At 76.1% G+C, this 26,268-nt stretch carries 22 protein-coding genes; 13 read left to right on the top strand and 9 right to left on the bottom strand.

Annotated elements, in window-relative coordinates; all coding sequences use genetic code 11:
• Window positions 1-60: 60 nt before the first annotated feature.
• Entirely contained in the window at window positions 61-2,493 is a 2,433-nt protein-coding gene (locus IE219_RS01125; protein WP_189974470.1) for an HAD-IC family P-type ATPase, read from the top strand.
• A 31-nt stretch (window positions 2,494-2,524) separates the two neighbouring features.
• Here the strand turns inward: IE219_RS01125 and IE219_RS01120 are convergent, their stop codons facing one another.
• Entirely contained in the window at window positions 2,525-5,650 is a 3,126-nt protein-coding gene (locus IE219_RS01120; protein WP_189974469.1) for a sacsin N-terminal ATP-binding-like domain-containing protein, read from the bottom strand.
• A gap of 66 nt (window positions 5,651-5,716) precedes the next feature.
• Window positions 5,717-6,643, bottom strand: a complete 927-nt coding sequence (locus IE219_RS01115; protein ID WP_189974468.1) for a DUF3027 domain-containing protein — start codon at window positions 6,641-6,643, stop codon at window positions 5,717-5,719.
• A 541-nt stretch (window positions 6,644-7,184) separates the two neighbouring features.
• Between IE219_RS01115 and IE219_RS01110 the strand changes: the two genes are divergently transcribed.
• The 4 genes from IE219_RS01110 to IE219_RS01095 all read left to right on the top strand — a co-directional run bounded on the left by IE219_RS01110 (window position 7,185) and on the right by IE219_RS01095 (window position 10,754).
• Window positions 7,185-8,567 carry an MFS transporter gene (locus IE219_RS01110; RefSeq protein ID WP_189974467.1) on the top strand — a complete coding sequence of 461 codons (1,383 nt, stop codon included), beginning with the start codon at window positions 7,185-7,187 and terminating at the stop codon, window positions 8,565-8,567.
• Window positions 8,568-8,680: 113 nt separating this feature from the next.
• Window positions 8,681-9,160 carry a DUF2771 domain-containing protein gene (locus IE219_RS01105; protein ID WP_189974466.1) on the top strand — a complete coding sequence of 160 codons (480 nt, stop codon included), beginning with the start codon at window positions 8,681-8,683 and terminating at the stop codon, window positions 9,158-9,160.
• Entirely contained in the window at window positions 9,130-9,912 is a 783-nt protein-coding gene (locus tag IE219_RS01100; protein WP_189974954.1) for a futalosine hydrolase, read from the top strand. The genes IE219_RS01105 and IE219_RS01100 overlap by 31 nt, the downstream gene beginning before the upstream one ends.
• A complete protein-coding gene (locus IE219_RS01095) occupies window positions 9,903-10,754 on the top strand; it encodes a 1,4-dihydroxy-6-naphtoate synthase (RefSeq protein ID WP_189974465.1) in 852 nt (283 codons plus the stop codon). Before IE219_RS01100 ends, IE219_RS01095 begins: the two co-directional genes overlap by 10 nt.
• An 11-nt stretch (window positions 10,755-10,765) precedes the next feature.
• Here the strand turns inward: IE219_RS01095 and IE219_RS32395 are convergent, their stop codons facing one another.
• Window positions 10,766-11,149, bottom strand: a complete 384-nt coding sequence (locus IE219_RS32395; protein ID WP_093829197.1) for a cold-shock protein — start codon at window positions 11,147-11,149, stop codon at window positions 10,766-10,768.
• A 173-nt stretch (window positions 11,150-11,322) separates the two neighbouring features.
• On the opposite strand from IE219_RS32395, the gene IE219_RS01085 reads away from it, so the two are divergent.
• A complete protein-coding gene (locus IE219_RS01085; RefSeq protein ID WP_189974463.1) occupies window positions 11,323-11,601 on the top strand; it encodes a hypothetical protein in 279 nt (92 codons plus the stop codon).
• Here IE219_RS01085 and IE219_RS01080 read toward each other — a convergent pair.
• Window positions 11,598-12,245, bottom strand: coding sequence for an HAD family hydrolase (locus IE219_RS01080; RefSeq protein ID WP_189974461.1), 648 nt, complete (start codon window positions 12,243-12,245; stop codon window positions 11,598-11,600). The genes IE219_RS01085 and IE219_RS01080 overlap by 4 nt on opposite strands.
• Before the next feature lie 106 nt (window positions 12,246-12,351).
• Between IE219_RS01080 and IE219_RS01075 the strand changes: the two genes are divergently transcribed.
• The 3 genes from IE219_RS01075 to IE219_RS01065 are packed head-to-tail and all read left to right on the top strand — an operon-like array spanning window position 12,352 to window position 15,268.
• The gene (locus IE219_RS01075) at window positions 12,352-13,356 is read left to right on the top strand and encodes a FecCD family ABC transporter permease (protein ID WP_189974459.1); all 1,005 of its coding nucleotides are present in this window, start codon (window positions 12,352-12,354) and stop codon (window positions 13,354-13,356) included.
• Window positions 13,353-14,426, top strand: coding sequence for a FecCD family ABC transporter permease (locus IE219_RS01070; RefSeq protein WP_189974457.1), 1,074 nt, complete (start codon window positions 13,353-13,355; stop codon window positions 14,424-14,426). The genes IE219_RS01075 and IE219_RS01070 overlap by 4 nt, the downstream gene beginning before the upstream one ends.
• Entirely contained in the window at window positions 14,423-15,268 is an 846-nt protein-coding gene (locus tag IE219_RS01065; protein ID WP_229849524.1) for an ABC transporter ATP-binding protein, read from the top strand. The genes IE219_RS01070 and IE219_RS01065 overlap by 4 nt, the downstream gene beginning before the upstream one ends.
• Before the next feature lie 46 nt (window positions 15,269-15,314).
• Here IE219_RS01065 and IE219_RS01060 read toward each other — a convergent pair whose 3' ends face one another.
• Window positions 15,315-16,259 carry a hypothetical protein gene (locus IE219_RS01060; RefSeq protein ID WP_189974455.1) on the bottom strand — a complete coding sequence of 315 codons (945 nt, stop codon included), beginning with the start codon at window positions 16,257-16,259 and terminating at the stop codon, window positions 15,315-15,317.
• A gap of 77 nt (window positions 16,260-16,336) precedes the next feature.
• On the opposite strand from IE219_RS01060, the gene IE219_RS01055 reads away from it, so the two are divergent.
• Together IE219_RS01055 and IE219_RS01050 are read left to right on the top strand one after the other, a co-directional pair.
• A complete protein-coding gene (locus IE219_RS01055; RefSeq protein WP_189974453.1) occupies window positions 16,337-18,946 on the top strand; it encodes a helicase C-terminal domain-containing protein in 2,610 nt (869 codons plus the stop codon).
• Between the two features lie 73 nt (window positions 18,947-19,019).
• Window positions 19,020-20,660: a DNA repair helicase XPB gene (locus IE219_RS01050; protein WP_189974451.1), complete on the top strand. Its 1,641-nt coding sequence runs from the start codon at window positions 19,020-19,022 to the stop codon at window positions 20,658-20,660.
• Between the two features lie 15 nt (window positions 20,661-20,675).
• Here the strand turns inward: IE219_RS01050 and IE219_RS01045 are convergent, their stop codons facing one another.
• Together IE219_RS01045 and IE219_RS01040 are read right to left on the bottom strand one after the other, a co-directional pair.
• Complete coding sequence (locus IE219_RS01045) at window positions 20,676-21,245, bottom strand: hypothetical protein (RefSeq protein WP_189974449.1); 570 nt, start codon at window positions 21,243-21,245, stop codon at window positions 20,676-20,678.
• 48 nt (window positions 21,246-21,293) lie between these two features.
• Window positions 21,294-21,473, bottom strand: a complete 180-nt coding sequence (locus tag IE219_RS01040; protein WP_189974447.1) for a hypothetical protein — start codon at window positions 21,471-21,473, stop codon at window positions 21,294-21,296.
• 237 nt (window positions 21,474-21,710) lie between these two features.
• On the opposite strand from IE219_RS01040, the gene IE219_RS01035 reads away from it, so the two are divergent.
• The gene (locus IE219_RS01035) at window positions 21,711-23,753 is read left to right on the top strand and encodes a HelD family protein (RefSeq protein ID WP_229849523.1); all 2,043 of its coding nucleotides are present in this window, start codon (window positions 21,711-21,713) and stop codon (window positions 23,751-23,753) included.
• Window positions 23,754-23,770: 17 nt separating this feature from the next.
• Window positions 23,771-24,157 (top strand): VOC family protein, encoded by a 387-nt coding sequence (locus tag IE219_RS01030; RefSeq protein WP_189974951.1) that lies wholly within the window; start codon window positions 23,771-23,773, stop codon window positions 24,155-24,157.
• 3 nt (window positions 24,158-24,160) lie between these two features.
• Here IE219_RS01030 and IE219_RS01025 read toward each other — a convergent pair whose 3' ends face one another.
• Window positions 24,161-24,595 (bottom strand): DUF6892 domain-containing protein, encoded by a 435-nt coding sequence (locus IE219_RS01025; RefSeq protein WP_189974445.1) that lies wholly within the window; start codon window positions 24,593-24,595, stop codon window positions 24,161-24,163.
• A 119-nt stretch (window positions 24,596-24,714) separates the two neighbouring features.
• Window positions 24,715-26,133, bottom strand: a complete 1,419-nt coding sequence (locus tag IE219_RS01020) for a hypothetical protein (RefSeq protein ID WP_189974443.1) — start codon at window positions 26,131-26,133, stop codon at window positions 24,715-24,717.
• Between the last annotated feature and the right edge of the window lie 135 nt (window positions 26,134-26,268).

Raw genomic sequence — 26,268 nt, 5'->3', positions numbered from 1 at the left:
GGTCTGATCTTCGGACCGCTCGGCGGGTGAACGCCCGGAACCGGCCGTACCGTCGAGAACATGACTCAGCGGGCGAAGATCGACACCGACGACGGCGGCGGCGACGGCCTCCCCCCGGGACCGGCCGGGGAGAACGCCACGGCCGTGGTCCACCGGCCCGCCGGCCTCACCGGCGCCGAGGTCGCCGAGCGCGTCGCCCGCGGCGAGGTCAACGACGTCCCGGTCCGCAGCTCCCGCTCCACCGCCGACATCGTCCGCGCCAACGTCTTCACCCGCTTCAACGCGATCATCGGCGTGCTCTGGGTGATCATGCTGATCGTCGCCCCGATCCAGGACAGCCTCTTCGGCTTCGTGATCGTCGCCAACACCGGCATCGGCATCATCCAGGAGCTCCGCGCCAAGAAGACCCTCGACGGCCTCGCCGTCATCGGCGAGGCGAAACCCACCGTCCGGCGCGACGGGCTCGCCGCCGAGATCTCCACCTCCGAGATCGTCCTCGGCGACCTCATCGAGCTCGGGCCCGGCGACAAGGTCGTCGTCGACGGCGTCGTCGCCGAGGCCGACAGCATGGAGATCGACGAGTCCCTCCTCACCGGCGAGGCCGACCCCGTCGTCAAGCACCCCGGCGACCCGGTCATGTCCGGCTCCTTCGTCGTCGCCGGCGGCGGCGCCTTCACCGCCACCAAGGTCGGCCGGGAGGCGTACGCGGCCCAGCTCGCCGAGGAGGCGTCCCGCTTCACCCTCGTCCACTCCGAGCTGCGCTCCGGCATCTCCACCATCCTCAAGTACGTGACCTGGATGATGGTCCCCACCGCGCTCGGCCTGATCATCAGCCAGCTCGTCGTCAAGGACAACGACCTCAGGAACTCCATCGCCCGCACCGTCGGCGGCATCGTCCCGATGATCCCCGAGGGCCTCGTCCTCCTCACCTCCGTCGCCTTCGCCATCGGCGTCGTCCGGCTCGGCCGCAAGCAGTGCCTCGTGCAGGAGCTGCCCGCCATCGAGGGCCTCGCCCGCGTCGACGTCGTCTGCCTCGACAAGACCGGCACCCTCACCGAGGGCGGCATGGACGTCACCGAGACCCGGCCGCTGAACGGCGCCGACGCGGCGTACGTGGGCAAGGTGCTCGGCGCCCTCGGCGAGTCCGACCCCCGCCCCAACGCCTCCCTCCAGGCCGTCATCGCCGCCCACCCCGACACCGAGGACTGGCGCTGCGTCGAGTCGCTGCCCTTCTCCTCCGCCCGCAAGTACAGCGGCGCCGCCTTCAGCGAGGGCGGCGGCGAGGAGACCACCTGGCTGCTCGGCGCCCCCGACGTCCTCCTCCCGGCCGGCGACCCGGCCCTCGCCGAGACCGACCGGCTCAACGAGCAGGGCCTGCGGGTCCTCCTCCTCGCCCGCGCCGTCCACGACCTCGACTCCCCCGAGGTCGCGAAGGACGCCCGGCCCACCGCCCTCGTCGTCCTCGAACAGCGGCTGCGGCCCGACGCGGGCGACACCCTCGCCTACTTCGCCGAACAGCACGTCGCCGCCAAGGTCATCTCCGGCGACAACGCGGTCTCCGTCGGCGCCGTCGCCGGAAAGCTCGGCCTGCCCGGCGCCGCGAACACCGTCGACGCCCGCACCCTGCCCACCGACCCCGAGGAGATGGCGAAGGTCCTCGAAGCCAACTCCGTCTTCGGCCGCGTCACCCCCCAGCAGAAGCGCGACATGGTCGCCGCGCTCCAGTCCCGGGGCCACACCGTCGCCATGACCGGCGACGGCGTCAACGACGTCCTCGCCCTCAAGGACGCCGACATCGGCGTCTCCATGGGCTCCGGCTCCGAGGCGACCCGGGCCGTCGCCCAGATCGTCCTCCTCAACAACTCCTTCGCCACCCTGCCCTCGGTGGTCGGCGAGGGCCGCCGGGTGATCGGCAACATCACCCGCGTCGCGACCCTCTTCCTCACCAAGACGGTCTACTCGGTGCTGCTCGCGATCCTGGTGGTCGTCTCCCAGATCGAGTACCCCTTCCTGCCCAGGCACCTGACCCTGCTCTCCACCCTGACCATCGGCATCCCGGCCTTCTTCCTCGCCCTCGCCCCCAACAAGGAGCGCGCCAAGCCGCACTTCGTCCGGCGCGTCATGCGGTACGCGATCCCCAGCGGCGTCATCGCGGCGGCGGCCACCTTCACCACCTACCTGCTGGCCCGCCACCACTACACCGGCGCCGACGCCCTCGGCGCCGAGACCAGCGCCGCCACCCTGACCCTCTTCCTCGTCTCCATGTGGGTCCTGGCGATCATCGCCCGCCCCTACACCTGGTGGCGGATCGCCCTGGTCGCCGCCATGGGCGGCGCCTTCCTCCTGGTCCTCGCCGTCCCCTGGCTCCAGGACTTCTTCGCCCTCAAACTCGTCGGCGTCACCATGCCCTGGACCGCCGTAGCCATCGCCGCCGCCGGCGCGGCCCTCCTGGAACTCGCCTGGCGCTGGGTCGGCCGCCGCTTCCCGGCCTGAGCGGGGCGGGAAGCGGCGGCGGGGCCCGGCGTCAGTCGAACCAGCGGTCGCGGGCCAGTTCCGGGGTGCGGGTCGGGTCTTCCAGGAGGGCGGCGACCTCGAAGCGGCGGGGCCACTGGCCGGCGGCCCAGGCGAGGCCGGCGGCGACGCCCTCCAGGGTGGCGGCGTGCACCACGCCGTCCGGGGTGCGGCGCCAGTCCAGCTCCACGCCGCCCGCCCGCAGCTCCTCGTGTTCGAGGTACGCGGCCGGGGTCGCCGGGCCGAGGAGGGCGTGGACCGGGGCCGGGACCTCGTGCTCCTCGCCCTCCGTCGTGACCTCCGCCTCGACCTCCTCGCTCAGCCGCCGGACCTGGAGCAGCTCCGCCAGGTCGGCCGCGCGGGACGGGGCGACCGGCAGCAGCGGGCGGCCCGCCGCGAGGGGCAGCAGGTCGGGGGCGTCCGCGATCAGCGCCTCCGCCGCGTCGACCACCACCAGCTCGCCGTCGGCCACCGCCCGCAGCTCGTCGGGGAGGGTGACCCGCTCGGGGTCCAGGTCGGCCAGGGCCGTGTACAGGGCGTGCAGCTGCGGGGCCGACACCGCGCGGTCCGGGTCCGCCAGGCGGGCCAGCAGCTCGGCCGCGCCGCCCGGCTCGTCCAGGAGGGCCGCCACCGAGGTCCGCACGCCCAGCGCCCGCAGCACCTGCTCGTCGTCGAAGCCGGTCGCGTCGGCGGAGTCGTACAGCCCGGCCAGCAGCGGGTCCGTGCCCGCCGCCCGCAGGCCCGCCGGGCGGCGCCCGTCCAGGACCGGGTGGTCGCGCAGCCACCACGCCGTGTAGGAGCGGACCGTCTCGGTGGTGCCGTCCGGCAGGAGGACCCGTACGGGCTGGACGAGGGCGTCCCGCAGCGGCGGCCGGGCCAGCAGGGACAGGGCGCGCGGCCAGGCGTCGTCGTCCACCAGGTCCAGGTCCCGCACCGCCACGATCTCCGTCGCCACCGGCGGCACCACCGCCTCCGGCAGCCGGTCGAGGACGTCCTCGCACCACACGTCCACCGCGTCCAGCAGCCCGGCGTCGTCCGGCTCCGGATAGTCGCCGTCGCGCGGCTCCAGGTCGTCCGGGTCCAGGACCAGGTCGGTGGCCCGGACCAGCGCGAAGTCCGCGAGGACGCCGCAGGCCGCGAGCGGGCCCGCGCCCCACCGCCCGGCCAGCTCCTCGTCCACGTACGCCAGCTCGTCCTCCCGCATCACCGACGCGAAGGCCGACCCCGGCAGCACCAGCTCGCCCGCCGGGGACAGCTCGCCGTCCTCGTCCGGCAGCGCCAGCGCCCCCAGCCACGGCTCGTCGCCCGGCTCCAGGTCCGCGTCCCGCACCAGGCCGAGGACCGTCTCCGCCAGCTCGTCGGCGTCGAGGGCCGCCCCGTCCTCGTCCCACACCTCGCCCGCGTCCAGCGAGGCCGCCACCGCCGCCCGCACCTGCGGGGTCGTCAGCACGGCGCGCGGCGTCGCGGGCAGCGCCCCCAGCTTCTCCAGGAGCGGATGGGCCGCCTCCGGGTGCGCCACCTTCAGGCCCAGCCGGGCCAGCTCCGCCGGGGTGCCCTCCTGCGGCAGCAGGACCTGCCGGGGGCCGATCACCGTCCGCCCCGAGTCCAGCGGCACCGGCAGGCCCGTCAGCCGGTCCGGGTCGACGCCCGCCAGCGAGTCGTACAGCCGCCGCCACCACTCCGGCGACCGCTCCGCGCCCGCCAGCCGGTCCACCGCCTCGGTCAGCGGCACCCGGCCCACGCCCAGCGTCCGCAGCTCGGGGCGGCGCTCCAGACCGGCCGGGAGCAGTCCGGGGAAGACCTCGGCCAGCACGGCGACGGTCTCCGCGCCCGCGCCCTCCACGACCTCCGCCTCGACGGGCCGCAGCGCGGGCAGCTCCTCGGAGGGGGCCGCCGGGGCGAGGAAGGCGGCCCTCGGCAGCAGCTCCAGGACCGCTTCCCGCAGCGCCCCGTCCAGCGGCCCCTTGCCCAGCGGGCCGGGCACCAGGTCGAGCAGGCCGGTCGTCACCGGCCGCCAGTGAGCGAGGAGTTCGGTGTACGCCTCCGCCGCCCGCCGCACCAGGAAGTCGGTCAGCGGCCCCGGCGCGGGGTGCCGGCGCGCGGTGTCCAGCGGCAGCGAGGCGATGAGCAGCGCCGGGAGGCCCAGCGGCTCGTCGGTCGGGGTCGGCGCGTGGACGACGGGCGCGGTGCTCGGGTGGCGGGGGGCGCCGGCGTCGTCGACGGGCACGGCCCAGGTGACCGACCAGTGCGGGCGCAGCCGCTCCTCCACCGGCCGGTCGGCCAGCAGGGCGGCGTCCAGCGGGCCGGTGCGGACGACGGTGCGCCAGCGGCGCGGGGCGTCGGCGGCCGAGTCCTCGATCCGCACGTGGCCGTCGGCCTCGGAGCGGGTCAGGACGCGGACGCCCGCGGCGGTCTCCACGACGACCTCGCGGAGGCCGGGGAGGGTGAGGAGCAGCGCGTCGTCCACGGAGTCGAGCAGCCGCTCGGCGAGGTCCCGGGCGGCGGCGTCCCGCAGCGGCAGCACGACGACCGTGTCGTAGCCGTCGGGGGCGGTGCCCTCGGCGGGCAGCGGCAGCCGCAGCAGCGGCACGTGGCCGTCGCGGCGGCGCAGCTCGTCGCCGAGGCCGGGGCTGTGCCGGGCCGCGTCCGCCGCCAGGGCGCGGGCCTCGGCGAGGGACCAGCGGACGCCGCCGTGCCGGCCGAGGACGGCCGGTTCGTCGGTGACGGCGAGGACGGCGGCGAAACCGACGCCGAAGCGGCCGACGGACTCGCCGCGCTCCCGCTTGGCTGAGGCGCGGAGGGTGGCCAGCGACTCGACGCCGGTGGCGTCGAGCGGGGCGCCGGTGTTCGCGGCGGCCAGCGCCGCCGGGCTGTCCCGGTCGGCCGGGTGCAGGGTCAGCCGGAGCCGGCCGGGCACGCCGGCCCGCGCGGCGGCGTCGGCGGCGTTCTGCGCCAGTTCCACGACGAGGCGGTCGCGGTAGCCGCCGAGGACGAGGTCCTCCTCGGCGTTGGCGTCCTCGCGGAAGCGGGCGGGGGAGGCCCCCCAGGAGTCGAGCACGCCGCGCCGCAGGCGGGCGGTCCCGAAGGGGTCGCTCCCGTCGGTCGTCGTCCGGACGGTGACGCTCACGTCTGACTCCACTCTGCCGTGCCTGGCTGCCGCGCCGAAGGTACCGCGCGCGCCGGGCCGGGGAGGGAACGGCGGGCGTCAGGAGTGGCCGAGGTCCTCCGACGCCTCGTCCGGGGCGCCGACCGAGCCGGAGTCGGCCGGCGGGCGGAGCGGGAAGGGGTCGACGGCGGTGGAGTCGAGGACCGGTTCGGCCGGGCGGGGCGGGGCGGGCACGACGGCCGCCTCGGAGTGGCCGCCGCAGCCGTATTCGAGGGAGACCACGCGGCCGTCGGCGGGCGCCAGCTCGTTGGCGCAGAGTCCGAAGGACTGGCTCAGCGAGCCGGCCAGCGGGACCAGGAAGGCGCACGTCCGGCAGCTGGCGGGGGCCGCCTGGGCCATCGGGGTGCGGGGGCCGAAGGACTCGTCCCAGCGGTCGGCGGCGAGCCGGAGGCCGTGCCGGGACAGGACGCGGGCGCGGCCCATGCCGAGCTCGTCGGCGACGGCGGCGATGGCGCCCCGGGTGGTGGTGCGGCCGGTGATCTCGGCGTCCTCGGTGTCGAGGTGGTCGGCGAGGTCGGTGGAGACCGCGGAGTTCGGCGGCGGGGCGTCCTCGCCGGTGTAGCCGGGTTCGAGGCGGGGGTCGTCCTGCTCGGTGGGCAGCAGGTCGCCGGGGCCGAGGTCGCCGGGGCGCAGCCGCTCGCTCCAGGGCACCCATTCGGGGGCGAGGAGGGCGTCGGGGCCGGGCAGCAGGACGGTCTCGTCGAGGGTGACGTTCTTGGCGCGGGAGGCCCGGGTGACGGTGACCGCCCAGCGCCAGCCCCGGTAGCCGGGTTCCTTGCAGGCGAAGTAGTGGGTGACGACCCGGTCACCCTCGGAGACCACACCGGAGTGCTCTCCTACGACGCCGGGCGCGGCGGCCTCTTCGGCGGCCTCCCTGGCGAGGTCCACCGCCTCGGCGCAGAGGCGGTCGGGGGCCGGGGTACGCGGGGCTCGCGGGGTACGCGTTCGCGTCGTCGCAGCACTCACAGGTCTCGCTTCTCTCCTACGCCGTCTCACGGGTGCGCCGGCCGAGGTTCGGGAGCGAGGCTCCGGGGACGGGGCGGGCGGAGCGGACCTGGGGGCCGCATCGACGTCCGCACCCGACCGGTCTCACGCGTCTCGGGCACACCTTTCGTCATCCATTCTGCGGGATGCCGAAGGGGCGCGCGGCCGAGGGGAACCGCCGGTGGCGCGCTACGCACGCTACCCCGTTCGCGGGCCTGGGCCCACCTGCCGGTCCCAAGTGGTCCGTTCCGGTGCCGGTTCCGGCGGCCGCGCGGGGGCGGAACGGGCGGGCCGGGCGGGGCGGTCCGGGGCGGGACACGCCCGGGCGTGGCGGGCCGTTCCGGCCGCCCGGCCGGGGCCCTGGGCCGTACGGGGACTCCGTACGGGGGCGCCCTCCCGCCCGTGCCGGGGGCTCCCCCGGCGGGCGCGGAGCCGGTGCCCCCGTCCGCGCCGGGGCGTTCCGGGGGCCGTACGGATGCTTCCTCCCGGTTCGCCCGGGGCGTGAGTGGGGCACTATGACGGAGTGGCAGCCGCACGGTCCCCCGTCCGATCCCACGGGCACGCCGGGCCGGTCCGCCGCGCGGGCCGGGCGGTGGGGCGTGCCCTGCACCTGCCGTTCACCGGCACCGCGCGGGGCATCCGGCGGGCGACGCACGCGCACGGCGCGGGCGAGTCGGGGCTCGGCAAGCTGATCGAGCTGCACGCGGTGAACGGCGCGGGCGACGTGATGATCACGGTGGCCCTGGCGTCGACGGTGTTCTTCTCGGTGCCGACGGACGAGGCGCGCGGCCGGGTGGCGCTCTACCTGGCGATCACGATGGCGCCGTTCGCACTGCTCGCGCCGGTGATCGGCCCGCTCCTGGACCGGCTGCCGCACGGCCGCCGGGCGGCGATGGCGGGCGCGATGCTGGTCCGGGCGGTGCTGGCGGTGCTGATGTCGGGCGCGGTGGCGACCGGTGGTCTGGAGCTGTATCCGGCGGCGCTCGGGGTGCTGGTGGCGTCGAAGGCGTACGGGGTGGTGCGCAGCGCGGTGGTGCCCCGGCTGCTGCCGCCGGGCTTCTCGCTGGTGAAGGCGAACTCGCGGGTGACGCTGGCGGGGCTGCTGGCGACCGGGATCGCCGCGCCGGTGGGGGCCGGGCTCCAGCTGCTGGGGCCGCGCTGGCCGCTGTTCGGGGCGTGCGCGCTGTTCCTGCTGGGCGCGTTCTGGGCGGTGCGGATGCCGCCGAAGGTGGACTCGGCGAAGGGCGAGCGGCGGGCGCACCTGCTGACGCACGGCGAGAAGCGGCCGAGCCTGCGGACGGTGGGCCCGGCGGTGCTGCACGGCCTGGAGGCGAACGCGGCGCAGCGGATGCTGTCCGGGTTCCTGATCTTCTTCCTGGCGTTCCTGATGCGGGAGCACCCGGTGTCGGGGCAGAGCGCGGCGGTGTCGCTGGGGATCGTGGGCGTGTCGGCGGGGGTGGGCAACGCGTGCGGCACGGCGGCGGGGTCGCTGCTGCGGGACCGGGGCCACCGGCCGGAGGTGATCATCGCGACGATGATCTCGACGGTGCTGGCGACGGCGGTCTGCGCGGCGGTCTTCTTCGGCGGGGTGATGGTGGCGGTGCTCGGCGCGGTCGCGGGGCTGACGCAGGCCCTGTCGAAGCTGTCGCTGGACGCGCTGATCCAGCGGGACGTGCCGGAGGTGGTGCGGACCTCGGCGTTCGCCCGCTCGGAGACGGCGTTGCAGATGGCGTGGGTGGTGGGCGGCGCGCTGGGGATCGCGATGCCGCTGAACGGGACGGTGGGGATGGCGGTGGCGGCGGGCTTCCTGTCGGTCGGCGCGCTGCTCGCCGTGCGGGGGCTGCTGTCCTCGTCCGGTCCCGGCGGCGGCGCCCCGGAGCGGCCCCGGCGCGCCCGGGTGGCCTGAGCGGGCGGGGAGCCGGGGCCGAACCGGGCGGAAGGGGGCGGTACGGCTCCGGCGGGCGCGCCGCGCCGTACCCCGGCGTGTCGGTGGCGCGGCGGCCCGATAGCCTTCGGCTCATGACCGTTGCGTTCTTCTCCGGCTCGCGCCGCCGGGCCGCCCTCGCCCTCGGGGCCGTCTCCGCCGGGCTCCTCGTTCTGACCGCCTGCGACAAGCCGACTCCGATCGCGACCATCACGGTCGGGAGCGAATCGGTCAACTCCGAGGCCGCTTGCTACAACGACGGCAAGCCGATCAAGGAGTCCGAGATCCAGAAGTGCCTCAACAAGAAGGCCGAGAAGTCGATCACCGTGTCCATGGAGGACAAGGTCCGCTTCGGCGTCGACCCGGAGATCGCCGACAACGGCTGGACGATCTTCCTGGGCGGCCAGCAGGCCGAGCAGGAGCCGAACAAGAAGACGTACCGGTCGATCCCGGCCAGCGCCTTCTTCGCCAGCCAGACCGGTGAGGCGACGGACAGCACCCAGGTGACGATCGTCGAGAACACCGGCAAGACGCTGACCGGCATCTGGCACTTCGAGCTGAAGAAGGAATCCTGATCCCCGGGACTTCCGACGACCCGGCCGTCCGCCGGGTCCTGGTCGTGACGGCCGTGGCGGTGGAGGCCGACTCCTTCGCCGCCGGCCTCACGGCACCCGGACGCCCGCCGTCCGGTCCCCCCGCGCCCGCCCCCGGCCGCGGCCGTGTCGACGTACTCGTCGGCGGTGTGGGCCCCGCCGCCGTCGCCGCCGCCACCGGTGCCGCGCTGACCCGGGCCGCGCTCGGCGGGGTGCCGTACGGGCTCGTCGTCTCCGCCGGGATCGCCGGCGGTTTCGCGCCGCGCGCCCCGCTCGGCTCGCTCGTCGTCGCGGACGCGATCGTCGCCGCCGACCTGGGCGCCGAGACCCCCGACGGCTTCCTGCCCGTGGAGGAGCTGGGCTTCGGCCGCTCGGTCCACCGGGCGGACCCGGCCGTCACCGGCCCCGTCGCCGCCGCCCTGGCCGCCGCCGGGCTGCCGCACACCACCGGCACCGTGCTCACCGTCTCCACCGTGACCGGCACCGCCGCCCGCGCCGCCGCGCTCGCCGCCCGCCACCCGGGGGCCGCCGCCGAGGCGATGGAGGGCTTCGGGGTCGCCGAGGCCGCCGCCGCGCACGGCGTCCCCGCCCTGGAGCTGCGGGCCGTGTCGAACGCCGTCGGCCCCCGGGACCGCGCCGCCTGGCGGATCGGGGACGCCCTGACCGCCCTCCGGCGCGCCGCGGCGGCCCTTGAACCCACCCTCTGCGCCCTGGAGGCCCGGCCGTGCGGCTGAAGATCGCCTACTCGCCCTGCCCGAACGACACCTTCGTCTTCGACGCCTGGGCCCACGGCCGCGTCCCCGGCGCCCCGCGCCTGGACGTGACCTTCGCCGACATCGACGTCACCAACGGCTGGGCCGAGTCCGGCACCGACGCGCACGACGTCCTGAAGGTGTCGTACGCGGTGCTGCCGTGGATCCTCGACGAGTACGCCCTGCTGCCCTGCGGCGGGGCCCTGGGGCGCGGCTGCGGCCCGCTGGTCCTCACCCGCGGCGCCGGGAGCCCGGCGGACCTGGCGGGCCGGACGGTGGCCGTGCCGAGCGAGCGCTCGACCGCCTACCTGCTGTTCCGGCTGTGGGCCGCGGACCGGGTGCCGGGCGGGGTCGGCGAGGTCGTCGTGATGCCCTTCCACGAGATCATGCCGGCGGTCCGGGACGGGAAGGTGGACGCCGGGCTCGTCATCCACGAGGCCCGCTTCACCTACGGCTCGTACGGGCTGCACAAGCTCGCCGACATGGGCGAGCACTGGGAGGAGACGACCGGGCTGCCGATCCCGCTGGGCGCGATCGTGGCCCGCCGCTCGCTGGGCGCGGAGGCGCTGCGGCTGCTGGCGGACTCCGCGCGCGCCTCGGTGCGGGCCGCCTGGGACGACCCGGAGGCGTCGCGGCCGTACGTGATGGAGCACGCGCAGGAGATGGATCCGAAGGTCGCCGACCAGCACATCGGGCTGTACGTGAACGAGTTCACCGCCGACCTCGGCGAGGACGGCTACGCGGCGGTCCGCGGGCTGCTCACGCGGGCCGCGGCCGAGGGACTCGTACCGCCCCTCGGCCCGGACGCGCTGGCCTTCCCCTGAGGGAGGGCGGGTCAGACGTCGAGCTGGTCCGCGACCGCGCGCAGCAGGCCCGCGATCTTCTTGCCGGCCGCCTTGTCGGGGTACCGGCCGCGCTCCAGCATCGGCGTGATGTTCTCCAGGAGCGTGGTCAGGTCCTGGACGATCGACGCCAGCTCGTCGGGCTTGCGGCGCTGGGCCGCGGCCACCGACGGGGTCGGGTCGAGGATCACCACCGACAGCGCCTGGTCCCCGCGCTGCCCCGCGACGACGCCGAACTCCACCCGCTGGCCCGGCTTCAGCGCGTCGACCCCGTCCGGGAGCACCGACGAGTGCACGAAGACGTCGCCGCCGTCGTCGCGGGAGAGGAAGCCGAAGCCCTTCTCGCTGTTGAACCATTTGACCTTGCCGGTAGGCACGTCTGTCCTCGTCCTCATCGACTCGTAGGGCAGTGGAACTCGGTGGGCCCGGTGGAACGGGCAGCAGGAAGGGCGGGTCGTGAGCGGCCCGCCGCGACCAAGGCTAATGGGCGGGGCGGCCGTGGCAAGACGCCGCCGAGGTGTTCCTCCGGCCAGGGAACTACCCTGTCGGGATGAGCGGTGAAACCCCCACAGGACCGGTGAGCGATTCCGTCGACGACTCCGCGCCGGGCGACGGGCTCGTCAGGGCGGGCGTGGTCCTCTTCGCGGTCGGCGCGCTGGCGACGCTGGTCACGGTCGCCCCGCTGCTCCTGGGCACGGACCCCTTCCCGACCGTCGCCTATCTGGTGTCGATGCTGATGGGGGTCGGTTTCGCGGTCGCCGCCGCCGGGGTGCTCCGCTCCGCCGCGGCCCAGCGCCGGCAGGCGCGCGGCGGGCGGCGCACGGCCTAGGAGGCCGCCGGGGAGCGGTAGGTCTCCCACCAGGCGCGGAAGTCCGTCAGGTCGTCCAGGACGACGTCGGCGCCTGCCTCGCGCAGTTCTCCGGGGGCGCACGGGCCGGTCGCGACGGCGACCGACAGGGCGTCCGCGGCCTTCGCGCCGCGCACGTCGCCGACGTGGTCGCCGACGTAGACCGTGGCGCCGTGGGCGCGCAGCGCCTCCGCCTTGGCCTCGGCGAAGAGGCGGCCGACGACCGCGTCCGGGGCGATGCCCAGGTGGGCGAAGTGGCGCTCGGCGTCGGCGCCGTTCTTGGCGGTGACGACGACGGTGCGGCCGCCGGCCTCGCGGACGGCGTCGAGGGCGTCGCGCGCGCCCGGCATGGGGACGGTCGGGGCGATGGCGTGCAGGGGGTAGAGGGCCCGGTAGCGGGCGGTCATCTCGGCGACGTGCTCGGCCGGGACCCAGTGGGCCATCTCCTGCTCCAGCGGGGGCCCGAGGCGGGTGACGACGAGGTCGGCGTCGACCTCGACCCCGTACCGCTCGGAGAAGGCCACGAAGGCGGCCCGGATGCCGGGGCGGGTGTCGAGGAGGGTGAGGTCGAGGTCGAATCCGACCGTGAGGGGGCCTGTCGGCGCGTTCGTCGTCATGGGTGACATTGTGCCCGGGTGTTCGATTCGGGCGGCTGCTTAGACTGGCCCCCGGGCCCGGCCACCAAGCCAAGCCTCACCTAACCGAACCACCGATGCCCGATGGGTGCCGCACATGCCAGCCGCTTTCCGTTCCAGACGGGTCCTCGCGACCTCGGCGGCCGTCGTCGCCCTGCTCCTCGCCGTCCTCCTCAGCCTCGCCGTCGGCGCCCGCGCCGTCTCCCCCGGCACCGTCCTGGACGCCCTCCTGCACGGGGCCACCGGCGACGACGCCGAGGTCGTACGGGGCCTGCGCGTCCCGCGCACCCTCGTCGGGCTGATGGTCGGCGCCGCCCTCGCGCTCGCCGGCACCGCACTCCAGGGCATCACCCGCAACCCCATCGCCGACCCCGGCATCCTCGGCATCAGCCAGGGCTCCGCCGTCGCCGTCGTCCTCGCCATCGCCTTCCTCGGCGTGCACACCCTCTCCGGCTACGTGTGGTTCGCCTTCCTCGGCGCCGCCCTCGCCTCGGTCGCGGTGTACGCCATCGCCGCCCGCGGCCGGGGCGGCGCCACCCCCGTCAAGCTCGCCCTCGGCGGCGCGGCCGTCAACGCCCTGCTGCTCTCGGTGACCACCGGCGTCCTCACCACCAAGGCCGCCGCCCTGGACGAGTTCCGGTTCTGGCAGATCGGCTCCCTGGACGGCCGCGACACCGCCGTCCTCGGCCAGATCTGGCCCTTCCTGCTGATCGGCGCCGTCCTCGTGCTCTCCGTCGCCCGCGGCCTCGACGCGCTCGCCCTCGGCGAGGACGTCGCCAAGGGCCTGGGCCAGAAGGTCGCCACCGTACGGATCGTCGGCGGGCTCGGCGCCACCGTCCTCACCGGCGCGGCCGTCGCCGCCGCCGGCCCGCTCGCCTTCGTCGGCCTCGCCGTCCCGCACATCGCCCGCGCGATCGTCGGCTCCGACCACCGCTGGGTGCTGCCCATGGCCGCGCTCATCGGCCCCGTCATGGTCCTCGTCGCGGACGTCGCCGGCCGGATCGTCTTCCCGCCCGGCGAGGTCCCGGCGGGCGTCATGACGGCCCTCATCGGCGTGCCGTTCCTGGTCACCCTGGTGCGGCGGAAGGCGGTCCCGGCGTGAGCACCACCGTCCTCGACAAGCCCCGTCCCCGGGTCCGGCCCGCCGGGCACGGCCTGGTCCGGCTCGGCCCGGCCTCCTTCCTCGTCCACCGCCGCTCGGTCGTCTCCGCCGCCGCCCTCCTGCTGCTGCTGGCCGCGACCGCCGTGGCGTACCTCTGCGTCGGCGAGAAGACCTTCGCCCCCGGCGAGGTCCTCACCGTCCTCACCGGCGGCGACTCCCCCGCCGCCTTCGTCGTCGAGGAGCTGCGGGTCCCCCGGCTCGTCACCGGCCTCGCCGTCGGCGCCGCCTTCGGCATCGCGGGCGCGCTCATCCAGACCGTCGCCCGCAACCCCCTGGCCTCGCCCGACATCATCGGCATCAGCCAGGGCGCGGGCGCCCTCACCGTCGGCGCGATGACCTTCGGCCTCGCCCCGTACACGGTCCTGCCCTACCTGTCGATCGCGGGCGGCGTCCTGGCCGCCGCGCTCGTCTACGCCTTCGCCTGGCGCGGCGGCCTGCACGCCACCCGCTTCGTCCTCATCGGCATCGGCATCGCCATCGCCCTGCGCTCCCTCATCACCCTCTTCATGACCAAGGGCGACTACCTCGTCGCCCAGCAGGCGCAGATCTGGATGACCGGCTCCCTCAACGGGCGCGGCTGGGACGAGTCGGCGCCGGTCCGCTGGACGCTCCTGGCCCTGCTGCCCGCCGTGCTGTGGGCGGCCCGCGCCCAGCGGACCGTCTCCCTCGACGACTCCACCGCGACCGCGCTCGGCGTGCGGCTCGGCCGGGTCCGGCTCGGGCTGGTCGGCACCGGCGTCGTCCTCGCCTCGGTGGCGACCGGCGTCGCCGGACCGGTCGACTTCGTGGCCCTCCTGGCGCCGCAGATCGCCCGCCGGATGACCCGCACCGCCCAGATCCCGCTGTTCTGCTCGGCGCTCCTGGGCGCGCTGATCGTCGTCGCCGCCGACCTCGTCGGCAGGCGGCTGTTCTCACCGGTGGAACTGCCGGTGGGCGTCCTGACGGCGGCGATCGGCGCCCCGTACCTGATCTGGCTCATCGTCCGGAGCCGCACGGGAGAGAAGGCATGAGCACGGATACGGATACGGGCACGGGTTCCGGCGCGGTCCCGCAGGCGCGTACGGAGGGCCGGCTGGCCGCCCGCGACCTGACCCTCGCCTACGAGAACCGGACCGTCGTCGACGGCCTCGACCTGGTGGTCCCCGACGGCCGGGTCACCGTCATCGTCGGCCCCAACGCCTGCGGCAAGTCCACCACCCTGCGCGCCCTCGGCCGGCTGCTGCGGCCCGCCCGGGGCGCGGTCCTCCTCGACGGGGAGGACCTGGCGAAGCTGCCCACCAAGCGGATCGCCCGCTCCCTCGGCCTGCTGCCGCAGACGCCCGTCGCCCCCGAGGCCATCACCGTCGCCGACCTCGTCTCCCGGGGCCGCCAGCCGCACCAGGCGTGGTGGAAGCAGTGGTCCGAGGAGGACGAGCGGGCCGTCACCGAGGCCATGGAGCGCACCGACGTCACCGCCCTCGCCGACCGCTCCGTCGACGAGCTGTCCGGCGGCCAGCGGCAGCGCGTCTGGATCGCGATGGCCCTCGCGCAGGAGACCGACCTGCTGCTCCTCGACGAGCCCACCACCTACCTGGACATCGCGCACCAGGTGGAGGTCCTCGACCTGGTGCGCCGCCTCAACCGGACCCGGGGGCGGACCGTCGTCCTCGTCCTGCACGACCTCAACCAGGCCGCCCGGTACGCCGACCACCTCATCGCGATGAAGGCGGGCCGGGTGGTCGCGGAGGGGCCGCCGGAGGAGGTCGTCACCGAGACCCTCGTCCGCGAGGTCTTCGGCCTGCCCGCCGTCGTCGTCCCCGACCCCGTCACCGGCTCCCCGCTGGTGGTGCCGGGGGCGCCCTGGACGCCGTAGGGACTCCTGGACGGCGGAACCCTCCGCCCACGGCCGGGGCCCGCCGTCAGGCGCGGCGGGCGCGCCACAGGAGGTAGAGGGCGGAGGAGACGGCGGCGGCCCGCAGGGTCCACGGCCAGGTGCCGGCGAGGGCCGCGCCCGTCGCGTCGCCGCCCGCCGCGACCGCCTCGCCCCAGCGGCCCTGGAGCCGGCCCCACAGCCAGACCAGGCCGCCCGCGGCGGCGAGGCCGGGCAGCACGAAGACGGCCGTCCTCGTCTCGCCGGCGCTCAGGCGCCGCGAGCCGTACGCGAGGAGCCAGCCCGCGGCCAGCGCGAGGAGCCAGCCGAAGGTCGCGCCCGCGAGGAGCAGCACCGCCGCCAGGACCAGGAACGGGCTGCCGAACCGGCGGCCGGCGGGCGCCTCCGGTGCCGGTTCGGGCTCGGGCGCCGGGCCGGGGCGGCGCCTGCGGAGCAGGGCCCCGGCGAGGCGGCGGGCCCGGCCCGCGGGCTCCGGCGGGGCCTCGGCCGGCGCCTCCGGCTCCTCGGGCGGCGGCGGGGCGAACACCTCCGGCGCCTCGACGCCCCCGACGAAGCCGAGCGCGCGCAGCTCGGCGCCCACGTCCCCGTCCCCGTCCCCGAACCCGTCCTCCCCGCCGCGCTCGTCGTGCCACCACACGTCGGCGGCGGCAGCGGCGCGCCGGGGGCGCGGCAGCGGATCCGCCGGGCGTACGGGCTCCGCCTCCGCCGCCGGAGCGTCGTCCCCGGCGCCCCACCAGTCGCCCCGGGCGTCCTGCGCCGGGCCGACCACCTCGTCGGGGGTGCCGAGCGCGCCCAGGATGCCCCGGACCGCCGCGGGCGACTCCTCGCCCCGGGTGGCCCGGCGGCGGTCGATCTCGTCGCGCAGGCCCGCGACGAGGGCCCGCCGCTCGTCCGCCGGGAGCTGCCGCCGCTGCGCCAGGTCGCCGACCCGGCTGAGGTAGTCGAAGACCAACCGGTCGCTCTCGTTGCCCACGCCGCCCCTCCACCGTCCGGCCGATCCGCCGTCCCGGTCCTGACGGTAGCGCCTGCGCAGCGGATAACGTGGGGCGGATGGGGATCGGCGAGCTGGACCGGGAGGCGCACGTGCCCGAGGGACGACCGGATGGGACGGCGGGAAGCCCCCGCACGCTCGCGGAGGCGCTGCGGGCGCGCGGCGACGACGGCCTCGCCGCGCTGCTGCGGGCCCGCCCCGACCTCCTCGGCCCGGTGCCGAACGACGTGACCCAGCTCGCCACCCGCGCCGGCACCCGGGCCTCGGTGGTGCGGGCCCTGGAGCGGCTCGACCGCTTCGCGCTCCAGACCGCCCAGGCCCTCGCGGTGGCGCCGGACCCCGCCCCGTACCCCGTCCTCCTCGGGCTGCTCACCGGTGACGGCGAGTCCGATCCCCGGATCGCCGAGGCGCTGCCCCGGGCCGTCGCGCTGCTGCGCGAGCAGGCCCTCGTGTGGGGCGGCGACGACCGGCTGCGGCTGGTGCGCACCGCCCGCGAACTGCTGGCGCCGTCCCCGCAGCACCCCTCCCCCACCGGGCTCGGCCCGGCGGTCGCCGAGGCCACCGCCGGCATGTCCCCGGGCCGGCTCCAGGAGATCGTGGCGACGGCCGGGCTGCCGTCCACGCACGACCCGGTGTCCGCGGTCGCCGCGCTGACCTCGCTGTTCACCGACCGGACCCGGATGGGCGCGCTGCTCGACACGGCGCCGCCGGAGGCGCTGGCGATCCTCGACCGGCTGGTGTGGGGACCGCCGTACGGGGAGGTGACGGCGAAGCCCGCGCCGCCGGTGGCCTGGCTGCGGGACCGGGGGCTGCTGCTGCCGGTGTCGCCGCGCACCATGGTGCTGCCCCGCGAGGTGGCGCTGCACCTGCGCGGCGGGCGGGCGCACCGGGCACCGGAGCCGTGCCCGCCGGAGGTGGGGACGGCGCGCGAGCACCGCCCCGCCGTGGCGGACGGCGCCGCCGCCGGGCAGGCGTACGCGGCGCTCGCCACCGTCGAGGAGCTGCTGAAGTCCTGGGACCACGGCGGCCCGCAGGTGCTGCGGGCGGGCGGGCTCGCGGTGCGGGACCTGAAGCGGACGGCGGCGGCGCTGGACGTGCCGGAGCCGGTCGCCGCGTTCTGGCTGGAGCTGGCGTACGGGGCGGGGCTGATCGCCTCGGACGGCGAGGCCGACGAGCGGTACGCGCCGACGCCCGCCGCCGACGACTGGCTCGACCTGCCGCCCGCCGAGCGCTGGGCCCGGCTGGCGACCGCCTGGCTGGCCGCGACCCGCACCCCGGGGCCGGTCGGCGGGCAGGACGCGAAGGGGCGGACGCTGTCGGCGCTCGGCCCCGACCTGGACCGGGCGGCGGCCCCGGAGATCCGGCACCGGGTCCTGCTGCTCCTGGCGACGCTGCCGCCGGGCGCGGCGGCCGTCCCGGAGGACCTGTTCGCCCGGCTGCGCTGGGAGCGGCCCCCGCGCGGCACCCGCCCGGACCCGGCGCCCGCTCCCACCACCACCGGTGGAGGCGCCGAGGCGGGGCCCTCCGGCCCGTGGGCCTCCGCGTCCCGCGCCGCCGCCCCGCCCCCCGCCGACCCCCGGGAGCGGCTCGCCCGCTGGGCCCTCGACGAGGCCGAACTCCTCGGGATCACCGGCCGCGCCGCGCTCTCCACGGCGGGCCGCGCCCTGCTCAACCTGCCGCTCGACACGGCCGCCCGGCCGGACGCCGAGGGCGGCGGGGTGGAGCCGGAGACGGCGGCCGAGCGGGCGGCGGAACTCCTCGCCCCGCTGCTGCCGGAGGCCGTCGACCACGTCCTCCTCCAGGCCGACCTGACGGCCGTCGCCCCCGGCCCGCTGCTGCGGCCGCTGGCCGGCGCGCTGGCGGTCCTCGCGGACGTGGAGTCCAAGGGCGGCGCGACCGTCTACCGCTTCACGCCCGGCTCGGTGCGGCGCGCCCTCGACACCGGGCGGAGCGCCTCCGACCTGCACGCCTTCCTCGCCGCCCACTCCCGCACCCCGGTGCCGCAGCCGCTGGCGTACCTGATCGACGACGTGGCCAGGAAACACGGCCACCTGCGGGTCGGCGCGGCGTCCGCGTACGTCCGCTGCGACGACGACGCGCTGCTCGGCGAGATCCTCGCCGACCGCCGGGCCGCCGCCCTGCGCCTGCGCCGCCTCGCCCCGACGGTCCTCGCCGCCCAGACCGACCCGTCCTCCCTCCTCGACGGCCTGCGGGCGATGGGCTACGCCCCGGCCGCCGAGTCGGCCGAGGGCGACGTCCTCGTCTCCCGCGCCGACGCCCGCCGCACCCCGCCCCGCACCGCACCGGTCCCCGTCCCGGACGGCCCGCCGCGCCCCGACGCGACCCTCCTCGCGGCGGCCGTGAAGGCGATCCGGGCCGGCGACCGGGCGGCCACCGCCGTCCACCGGGAGCCCGCTCCCGAGGCGGGGTCCGGCGGCCTGCCCCGCACCTCGGCCGCCGAGACCCTGGCCACCGTCCAGGCCGCCGCCCTGACCGGCTCGGCGGTGTGGATCGGCTACGTCAACGCCGAGGGCACCGCCAGCCAGCGCGTCATCGCCCCGGTCCGCGTCGAGGGCGGCTTCGTGACCGGCTACGACCACACGGCCGACGAGGTCCGCACGTACCCCCTGCACCGGATCACGGGCGTCGCGGAACTCGCGGACGACTGAGCCCGATCCGGCGCCCATGCGGCAGACTGGAGGATTGGCCGTCGCGGGAACGGCCCGGGAAGGACCGAACCACGTGAATGGGCCACTCATCGTCCAGAGCGACAAGACGCTGCTCCTGGAGGTCGACCACGAGCGCGCGGACGCCTGCCGGCGGGCCATCGCGCCCTTCGCGGAGCTGGAGCGGGCGCCCGAGCACATCCACACCTACCGGGTGACGCCGCTCGGGCTGTGGAACGCGCGGGCCGCCGGGCACGACGCCGAGCAGGTCGTGGACGCGCTGGTGGAGTACTCCCGCTACCCGGTGCCGCACGCGCTGCTGGTGGACATCGCCGAGACGATGGGCCGGTACGGGCGGCTCACGCTCTCCAAGCACCCGGCGCACGGGCTGGTGCTGACCACCACCGACCGGCCGGTCCTGGAGGAGATCCTGCGGTCGAAGCGGGTCCAGCCGCTGGTCGGGGCGCGGATCGACCCCGACACGGTGGTGGTGCACCCCTCCGAGCGCGGGCAGATCAAGCAGACGCTGCTGAAGCTGGGCTGGCCCGCCGAGGACCTCGCCGGATACGTGGACGGCGAGGCGCACCCGATCGACCTGGCCGAGGACGGCTGGAGCCTGCGGCCGTACCAGCGGCAGGCCGTGGAGGGGTTCTGGCACGGCGGCAGCGGCGTCGTCGTGCTGCCCTGCGGCGCGGGCAAGACCCTCGTCGGCGCCGGGGCGATGGCCCAGGCGAAGGCGACGACGCTGATCCTCGTCACCAACACCGTCTCCGCCCGGCAGTGGAAGAACGAGCTGGTCAAGCGGACCTCCCTGACGGAGGACGAGATCGGCGAGTACAGCGGGACGAAGAAGGAGATCCGGCCCGTCACCATCGCCACCTACCAGGTGCTGACCACCCGCCGGAAGGGCGTCTACCCGCACCTGGAGCTGTTCGACTCCCGCGACTGGGGCCTGATCGTCTACGACGAGGTCCACCTGCTCCCCGCGCCCGTCTTCAAGTTCACCGCCGACCTCCAGGCCCGCCGCCGGCTCGGCCTGACCGCGACGCTGGTGCGCGAGGACGGCAAGGAGGCGGACGTCTTCTCCCTCATCGGGCCCAAGCGCTTCGACGCGCCCTGGAAGGAGATCGAGGCGCAGGGCTACATCGCGCCCGCCGACTGCGTCGAGGTCCGGGTCAACCTCACCGACTCGGAGCGGCTCGCCTACGCCACCGCCGAGGCCGAGGAGAAGTACCGCTTCTGCGCGACGACGGCGACGAAGCGGCGGGTGACCGAGGCGCTGGTGAAGAAGTTCGCCGGGCAGCAGATCCTCGTCATCGGCCAGTACATCGACCAGCTCGACGAACTCGGCGCGCACCTCGACGCGCCCGTCATCAAGGGCGAGACCTCCAACAAGGAGCGGGAGCGCCTCTTCGACGCCTTCCGCAACGGCGAGCTGAACGTGCTGGTCGTGTCGAAGGTCGCGAACTTCTCCATCGACCTGCCCGAGGCGACCGTCGCCATCCAGGTCTCCGGCACCTTCGGCTCCCGCCAGGAGGAGGCGCAGCGCCTCGGCCGCGTCCTGCGCCCGAAGGCGGACGGGCACCAGGCGCACTTCTACTCGGTCGTCGCCCGCGACACCATCGACCAGGACTTCGCCGCCCACCGGCAGCGGTTCCTGGCGGAGCAGGGGTACGCGTACCGGATCGTCGACGCGGACGAGCTGCTGGCGCCCTGAGCGGCGGGGCCCGGCTCAGACCATGTCGGCGATCTGGAGGAGAACCGCCAGGACCCCCGCGCCGTACTGGGCGACGACGAGGACCGTGCGGCGCACCGGCGGCAGCAGTCCGCGCGGCGCGGCCAGCGGCACCAGGCCGATCGCCGCGCCGGCCGGGACGGCCCAGAAGGCGGCGTCGGTGAAGGGCCCGCCCCGGCCGTCGCCGTCCAGCGCGTCCCCCAGGACGAGGACGACGACGAGGGCCAGGCAGCCGAGGAGGAAGAAGTATCCGCCGAGCGCCAGCCACCGCAGCCGCCGCGTGACCCGCGCGTCCGCCTCGGCGTCGGCCTCCCGCACGGAGGCGGCCGGGTCGGGGGCTTCACGGCCGGGGGCTTCGCCGACGGGGGCGGCCGGGGTGGCGGCGGCCGGGCCGGTGATGGTCCCGGCAGGGGCCGGGGCGGCGGGGACCGGCTCGGGGGCGGCCCCGGCGGCCGGACCGGTGACGGTCGCGGCAGGGGCCGGGCCGGTGACGGTCGCGGCAGGGGCGGCGGTGGAGGGGGCGGCAGGGGCCGTCTCGGTGGGGGCGTCGGCGGGGCGCGTCGTCATGTGACGATCACACCGCGTGTCCGCCGGGTCCGGCAGGCGTCCGCGTACTCAGTCGGGGGCGGCGGCGTACTCAGGCCGGGGGCTGCGGACAGCCGCCCCGGCCGGGCCGTGGTCGCCCAGCAGGACGACGCCGACGGCGGCCGAGCCGAAGGCCCGGAGCGCCGCCGCGATCCGCCGGGGGCGGGGGCGGGGGACGGTGGTCACGAGGGTGAAGGTCGTCGCGCTCATACCTCCATCATGGAATCCGGACATTCCGAACACATCGGCCTGCGGGTGGAACCGCCCTCACCCTTGCGGCGGATCCCGACCCCTACGGGAAACCGATTCGCCCGGCCCGCCGGGACGGCGTTAGAATCACCGGCTTCCCCGCCTCCCGTCCCCGTACGCGGAGCGCCGCCGCCCGGTCGGAAACCGGCGGCCACGTCGACGTGCCCGTGAGTCCCGTCCCCGACCGGAGGCCCCCTCGTGTCCGCAGCCGTGCCCACCGACGATCCGCTCGTACGCGAACGGGCGCACCTGACCTCCTCCCGCGCCGCCCTGCGCGCCATGCGCGAGGAGGTCGAGGCGCTCGACATCAAGGACGTCACCGCGAACTGGGTGAACTCGATCGTCCTGGAGCGGCAGATCGAGGACCGCGTCAAGGCCCTCGCCGACCTCGCCCACACCCCGCTGTTCTTCGGCCGGCTGGACTACCTGCCGCCCACCCAGCACGGACAGCGCTTCTACATCGGCCGCCGCCACGTGCACGACGCGCACGGCGACCCGATGGTCGTCGACTGGCGCGCGCCGGTCTCCCAGCCGTACTACCAGGCGTCGAAGAAGGACCCCCGGGACGTGGGGCTGCGCCGCCGCTTCGGCTACACCGGCGGCGAGCTCACCGCCTACGAGGACGAGCGCCTGTCCGACCCGACCGAGGAGGAGCGCACCAGCCGGCTGCTCCAGACCGAGATCGAGCGCCCGCGCGTCGGCCCCATGCGGGACATCGTCGCGACGATCCAGCCCGAGCAGGACGAGATCGTCCGCGCCGGCCTGTCCGGCACGGTCTGCGTGCAGGGCGGGCCCGGCACCGGAAAGACGGCCGTCGGCCTGCACCGCGTCGCCTTCCTGCTGTACGCCCACCGGGAGCGGCTGGCCCGCACCGGGACCCTCGTCATCGGGCCGAACCGGTCCTTCCTCCAGTACATCGAGCAGGTGCTGCCCGCCCTCGGCGAGCTGGAGGTCAAGCAGGCGACGGTGGACGACCTGGTGGCGCACGTGGAGGTGCGGGGCGCCGACGAGGCGGCGACGGCGGTCGTGAAGGGCGACGCCCGGATGGCGGAGGTGCTGCGCCGGGCCGTCTGGTCGCACGTCACCGCCCCGGCGGAGCCGCTGATGGTGGTGCGCGGCTCGCGGCGCTGGCGGGTGCCCGCGCACGAGCTGGAGGAGATCGTCCGGGAGCTGCGGGAGCGCGACATCCGGTACGGGGCGGCCCGCGAGGCGCTGCCGCAGCGGATCGCGCACGCGGTCCTGGTGCGGATGGAGCAGGCGGGCGAGGCGCCCGACGACCGGGTGCAGAACGCGGTCGCGCGCACCGCGGCGGTCAAGGCCGTCGTGAAGGAGTGCTGGCCGGCGGTGGACCCGGCCAAGCTGGTGCTGCGGCTGCTGGGCGACGCCGACTTCCTCGCGGAGCACGCGGAGGGCGTCCTCGACGCGGACGAGCAGAAGCTGCTGCTGTGGGCGAAGCCCGCGCGGAGCGTGAAGAGCGCGAAGTGGTCGGCGGCCGACGCCGTCCTCGTCGACGAGGCGGCGGACCTGATCGAGCGCACCCACTCGCTGGGGCACGTGGTCCTCGACGAGGCGCAGGACCTGTCGCCGATGCAGTACCGGGCGGTGGGGCGGCGCTGCACGACCGGTTCGGCGACCGTCCTCGGCGACCTCGCGCAGGGCACCACCCCCTGGGCCACCGGCAGTTGGGAGGCGGCCCTGACCCACCTGGGCAAGCCGGAGGCGCGGGTGGAGGAGCTGACGGCCGGTTTCCGCGTGCCGAGCGAGGTCATCGCGTACGCCTCCCGGCTGCTGCCGCACATGGCGCCGGGGCTGGCGCCGGTGGAGTCCGTACGGGAGAACCCGGGCGACTTCGAGGTCCGGACGGTCGCGCCGGAGACGGCGGACGCGGCGGTCGTCGCGGCGTGCGCGGACGCGCTCCGCCACGAGGGCTCCATCGGCCTGATCGCCGCCGACGCGCGGATCGCCCCGCTGGCGGCGGCGCTGGAGGCGGCGGGCCTGGCCTGCCTGTCGCCCGGCGAGGAGACGACGGCCGAGTCCCGGCTGACGCTGGTCCCGGCCTCGCTGGCGAAGGGCCTGGAGTACGACCACGTGGTCCTCGACGAACCGGCGGCCGTCGTGGACGGCGAGCCCGACGAGCGGACCGGGCTGCGGCGGCTGTACGTGGCGCTGACCCGTGCGGTGTCCGGCCTGACGGTGGTGCACGCGGCGCCGCTGCCGGAGCAGCTGGCGGTGTCCGCGTGACGGCCCCGGTGCCGGGGATGCCGCACCACGTCGAGCTGTGGGTGGGCGATCTGGCACACGCCGAGGAGAGCCTCGGGTGGCTCCTGGGCGCCCTCGGCTACGCGCCGTTCCAGCGCTGGGACGGCGGCCGGAGCTGGGCGCTGGGCTCCTTCTACCTGGTGGCGGAGGAGTCCCCGGCGCGCCGCGGCGACGTCCACGACCGGCACCGGCCGGGCCTGAACCACCTGGCCTTCCACGTCGCCGGGCGGGCGGAGGTGGACGCCCTGGTGGCGGCGGCCCCGGAGCACGGCTGGCGGCTGCTCTTCCCGGACCGGCACCCGCACGCGGGCGGCCCCGGCCACTACGCGGCCTACCTGGAGAACGCGGACGGCTTCGAGGTGGAGCTGGTGGCGGCCGGGGCCTGAGGCTCAGTCGGTCTCGATGCCGCGCGCGGCGAAGATCTCCGCCGCGTCCGGCACGGCCAGGACGCCGTCCTCGACGAAGGTGACCTCCCGCAGGTTGGGCAGCAGGTCGAGGTCGGCGAGCGAGCGGACGTCGAAGAGGTCGTCCTCGCCGTCCCAGGCGGGGGCGCAGTGGTGGAAGACGTCCGTGCCCGCGTCGAAGCACAGCTCCTCGACGCGGGCGAGCAGCTCGGCCGGGATCTCCAGCGCCTCGAAGTGGGCCCGGGACTCCGGCAGCACCTCCGAGACGAGGTCGTTCTGCAGCGCGTACGAGGCGGCGTCGGTGATCCCGCGCTCGGCCAGCCGGGCGTGCACGTCGTACACCGGGAGCAGCGGCTCGTCGCCGTACATGAGCTCCTCGATGACGAGCAGCTTGAGGTTGAAGTCGTGGAACTGGCTCATGGGGACAGAAGTACCACGGCGGTCCGACACTCCTCTCGGGTACGCCGGTCCTCGCGGGGGGGCCGTCCTCGCGAGGGGTGTCGGTCTCCGGCGGGGAGTGCCGGTTCCCGGCGGGGGTGTCAGTCGTCGGCGGGGCGGAGGAAGTCGCCGCCGACCGAGCGGGCCGTGGTCTCGACCGCTTCGCGGTCGTCGTCGGCGGCCGTGAACAGGACCAGGCCGAGGCTGCCCTTGTCGGCCCACACGCACATGCCCCTGGGCGTGCCGGAGGCCGTCTCGGTGTAGCGGGCGCACTGCATCCAGCCGCCGTACGGGCCCTCCCCGGCCTCCCAGGAGTCGTGGACGGTGCCGGCCGCCTCCGTCATCGTCTCGAAGACCGTCCCGCCGCGCAGGTCCGGCTCCCGCGCCTTGTGGAAGTCGCCGACGGCGACGGCCACCAGGTACGCGGCGCCGGCGTCCGGGGCGGCGCCCTTCTCGGCGTACACCCGGGCCACCGACTGCGCCGGCGCGAAGCCGGGCATGGTGCGGAAGGGGTTGTACGCGTCCTGGAGGTCGTAGCCGGCCATGCCCCGGTACTCGTCGTGGGCGACCACCTCGTAGTGCGGGTACGCGAGGGAGGAGGCGTACGCCGCTCCGCCGGCGACCAGCGCGAGGGCGATCCCGGCGCCCGCGAAGGCGTACTCGCGGCGGGTGAAGCGCGGGACGGGCGGCAGCTCGGGCGGGCCGGAGCCGTCGGAGGCCGAGGCGTCGTCCGTCCCCGACGGCACGGCGTCCGAGGCACGGGCGGCGCCCCGCTCCCGGGCCCCGCGCAGGAGGCGGCGCAGGGCGAGGTCCGGGAGGCTCAGGAGGACGAGCACGGCCACCGTGACGCCGTACGGCACCGGGAGGACCGTGACGCGCAGGACGACGAACAGCACGACGAGCGCGGTCCCGGCGAGCCGGTACTCGGAGGCCCGGCACAGCAGGAGGCGGAGCCAGGCGCGGCCGGGGGCGGCGAGGGCGGCGGTCGTCTCGGCGAGGACGGCGAGCCGGCGGTCGTACGGGGCGCGGGCGGCCCACTGCGCGGCCTGGTCGGCCGCGTGGGAGGGCGCGGGGGCGGCCGCGAAGGCGCGGGCCGCGTCGAACGCCTGCACCCGGCGCTCCGAGACGGCGTTCCCCGAGACGGCGGGGACCGACTTCCCGGCCTCCTCCGCCCGCCGCAACTCCGCCGAGTACGGGGCGAGTTCCCGCAGCCGGGCGCTGATCTCCTCGCCGCGGGCGCGCCGTCCCGGCCGCTCGAACACGTCGGTGCGGGCGCAGAGTTCGGCGTACCCGCCGAGCAGCCCGATGTCGTCCGGAAAGGCGTCGAGGCCGTCGCGGAAGACGCGTTCGGCCGCGTCGTCGTGGTCGTCGTCGTCCTCGGCCATGTGCGCGCGGGCGAGCACGAGGAAGAGCCCGGCGTCGGGCCCGTCCGTGTCGAGCGCGTCCCGCGCGACGGTCCGCGCCTCCCCCGGGCGTCCGGCGGCGATGAATGCCTCGGCGCGCGTACGGCTGTCGTTCAAGAGTCCCCACCCCTGGTGAAACCGGCCGGACGGACCCGGCCGCGAGCGCCACCCTCACCCGTACCGGAATAGCTGTCAACCGTTAAAAGTCGCTGTCGACCTGCTCTTTCGACACGCTCCAGGGCGCAACCGGAT

Origin of the sequence: Streptomyces termitum, assembly GCF_014650175.1 — a bacterium.
Taxonomy (GTDB): domain Bacteria; phylum Actinomycetota; class Actinomycetes; order Streptomycetales; family Streptomycetaceae; genus Streptomyces; species Streptomyces termitum.
Note: the sequence above shows the minus strand (reverse complement) of the source record. Positions and strands in the feature narration are given on the sequence as shown.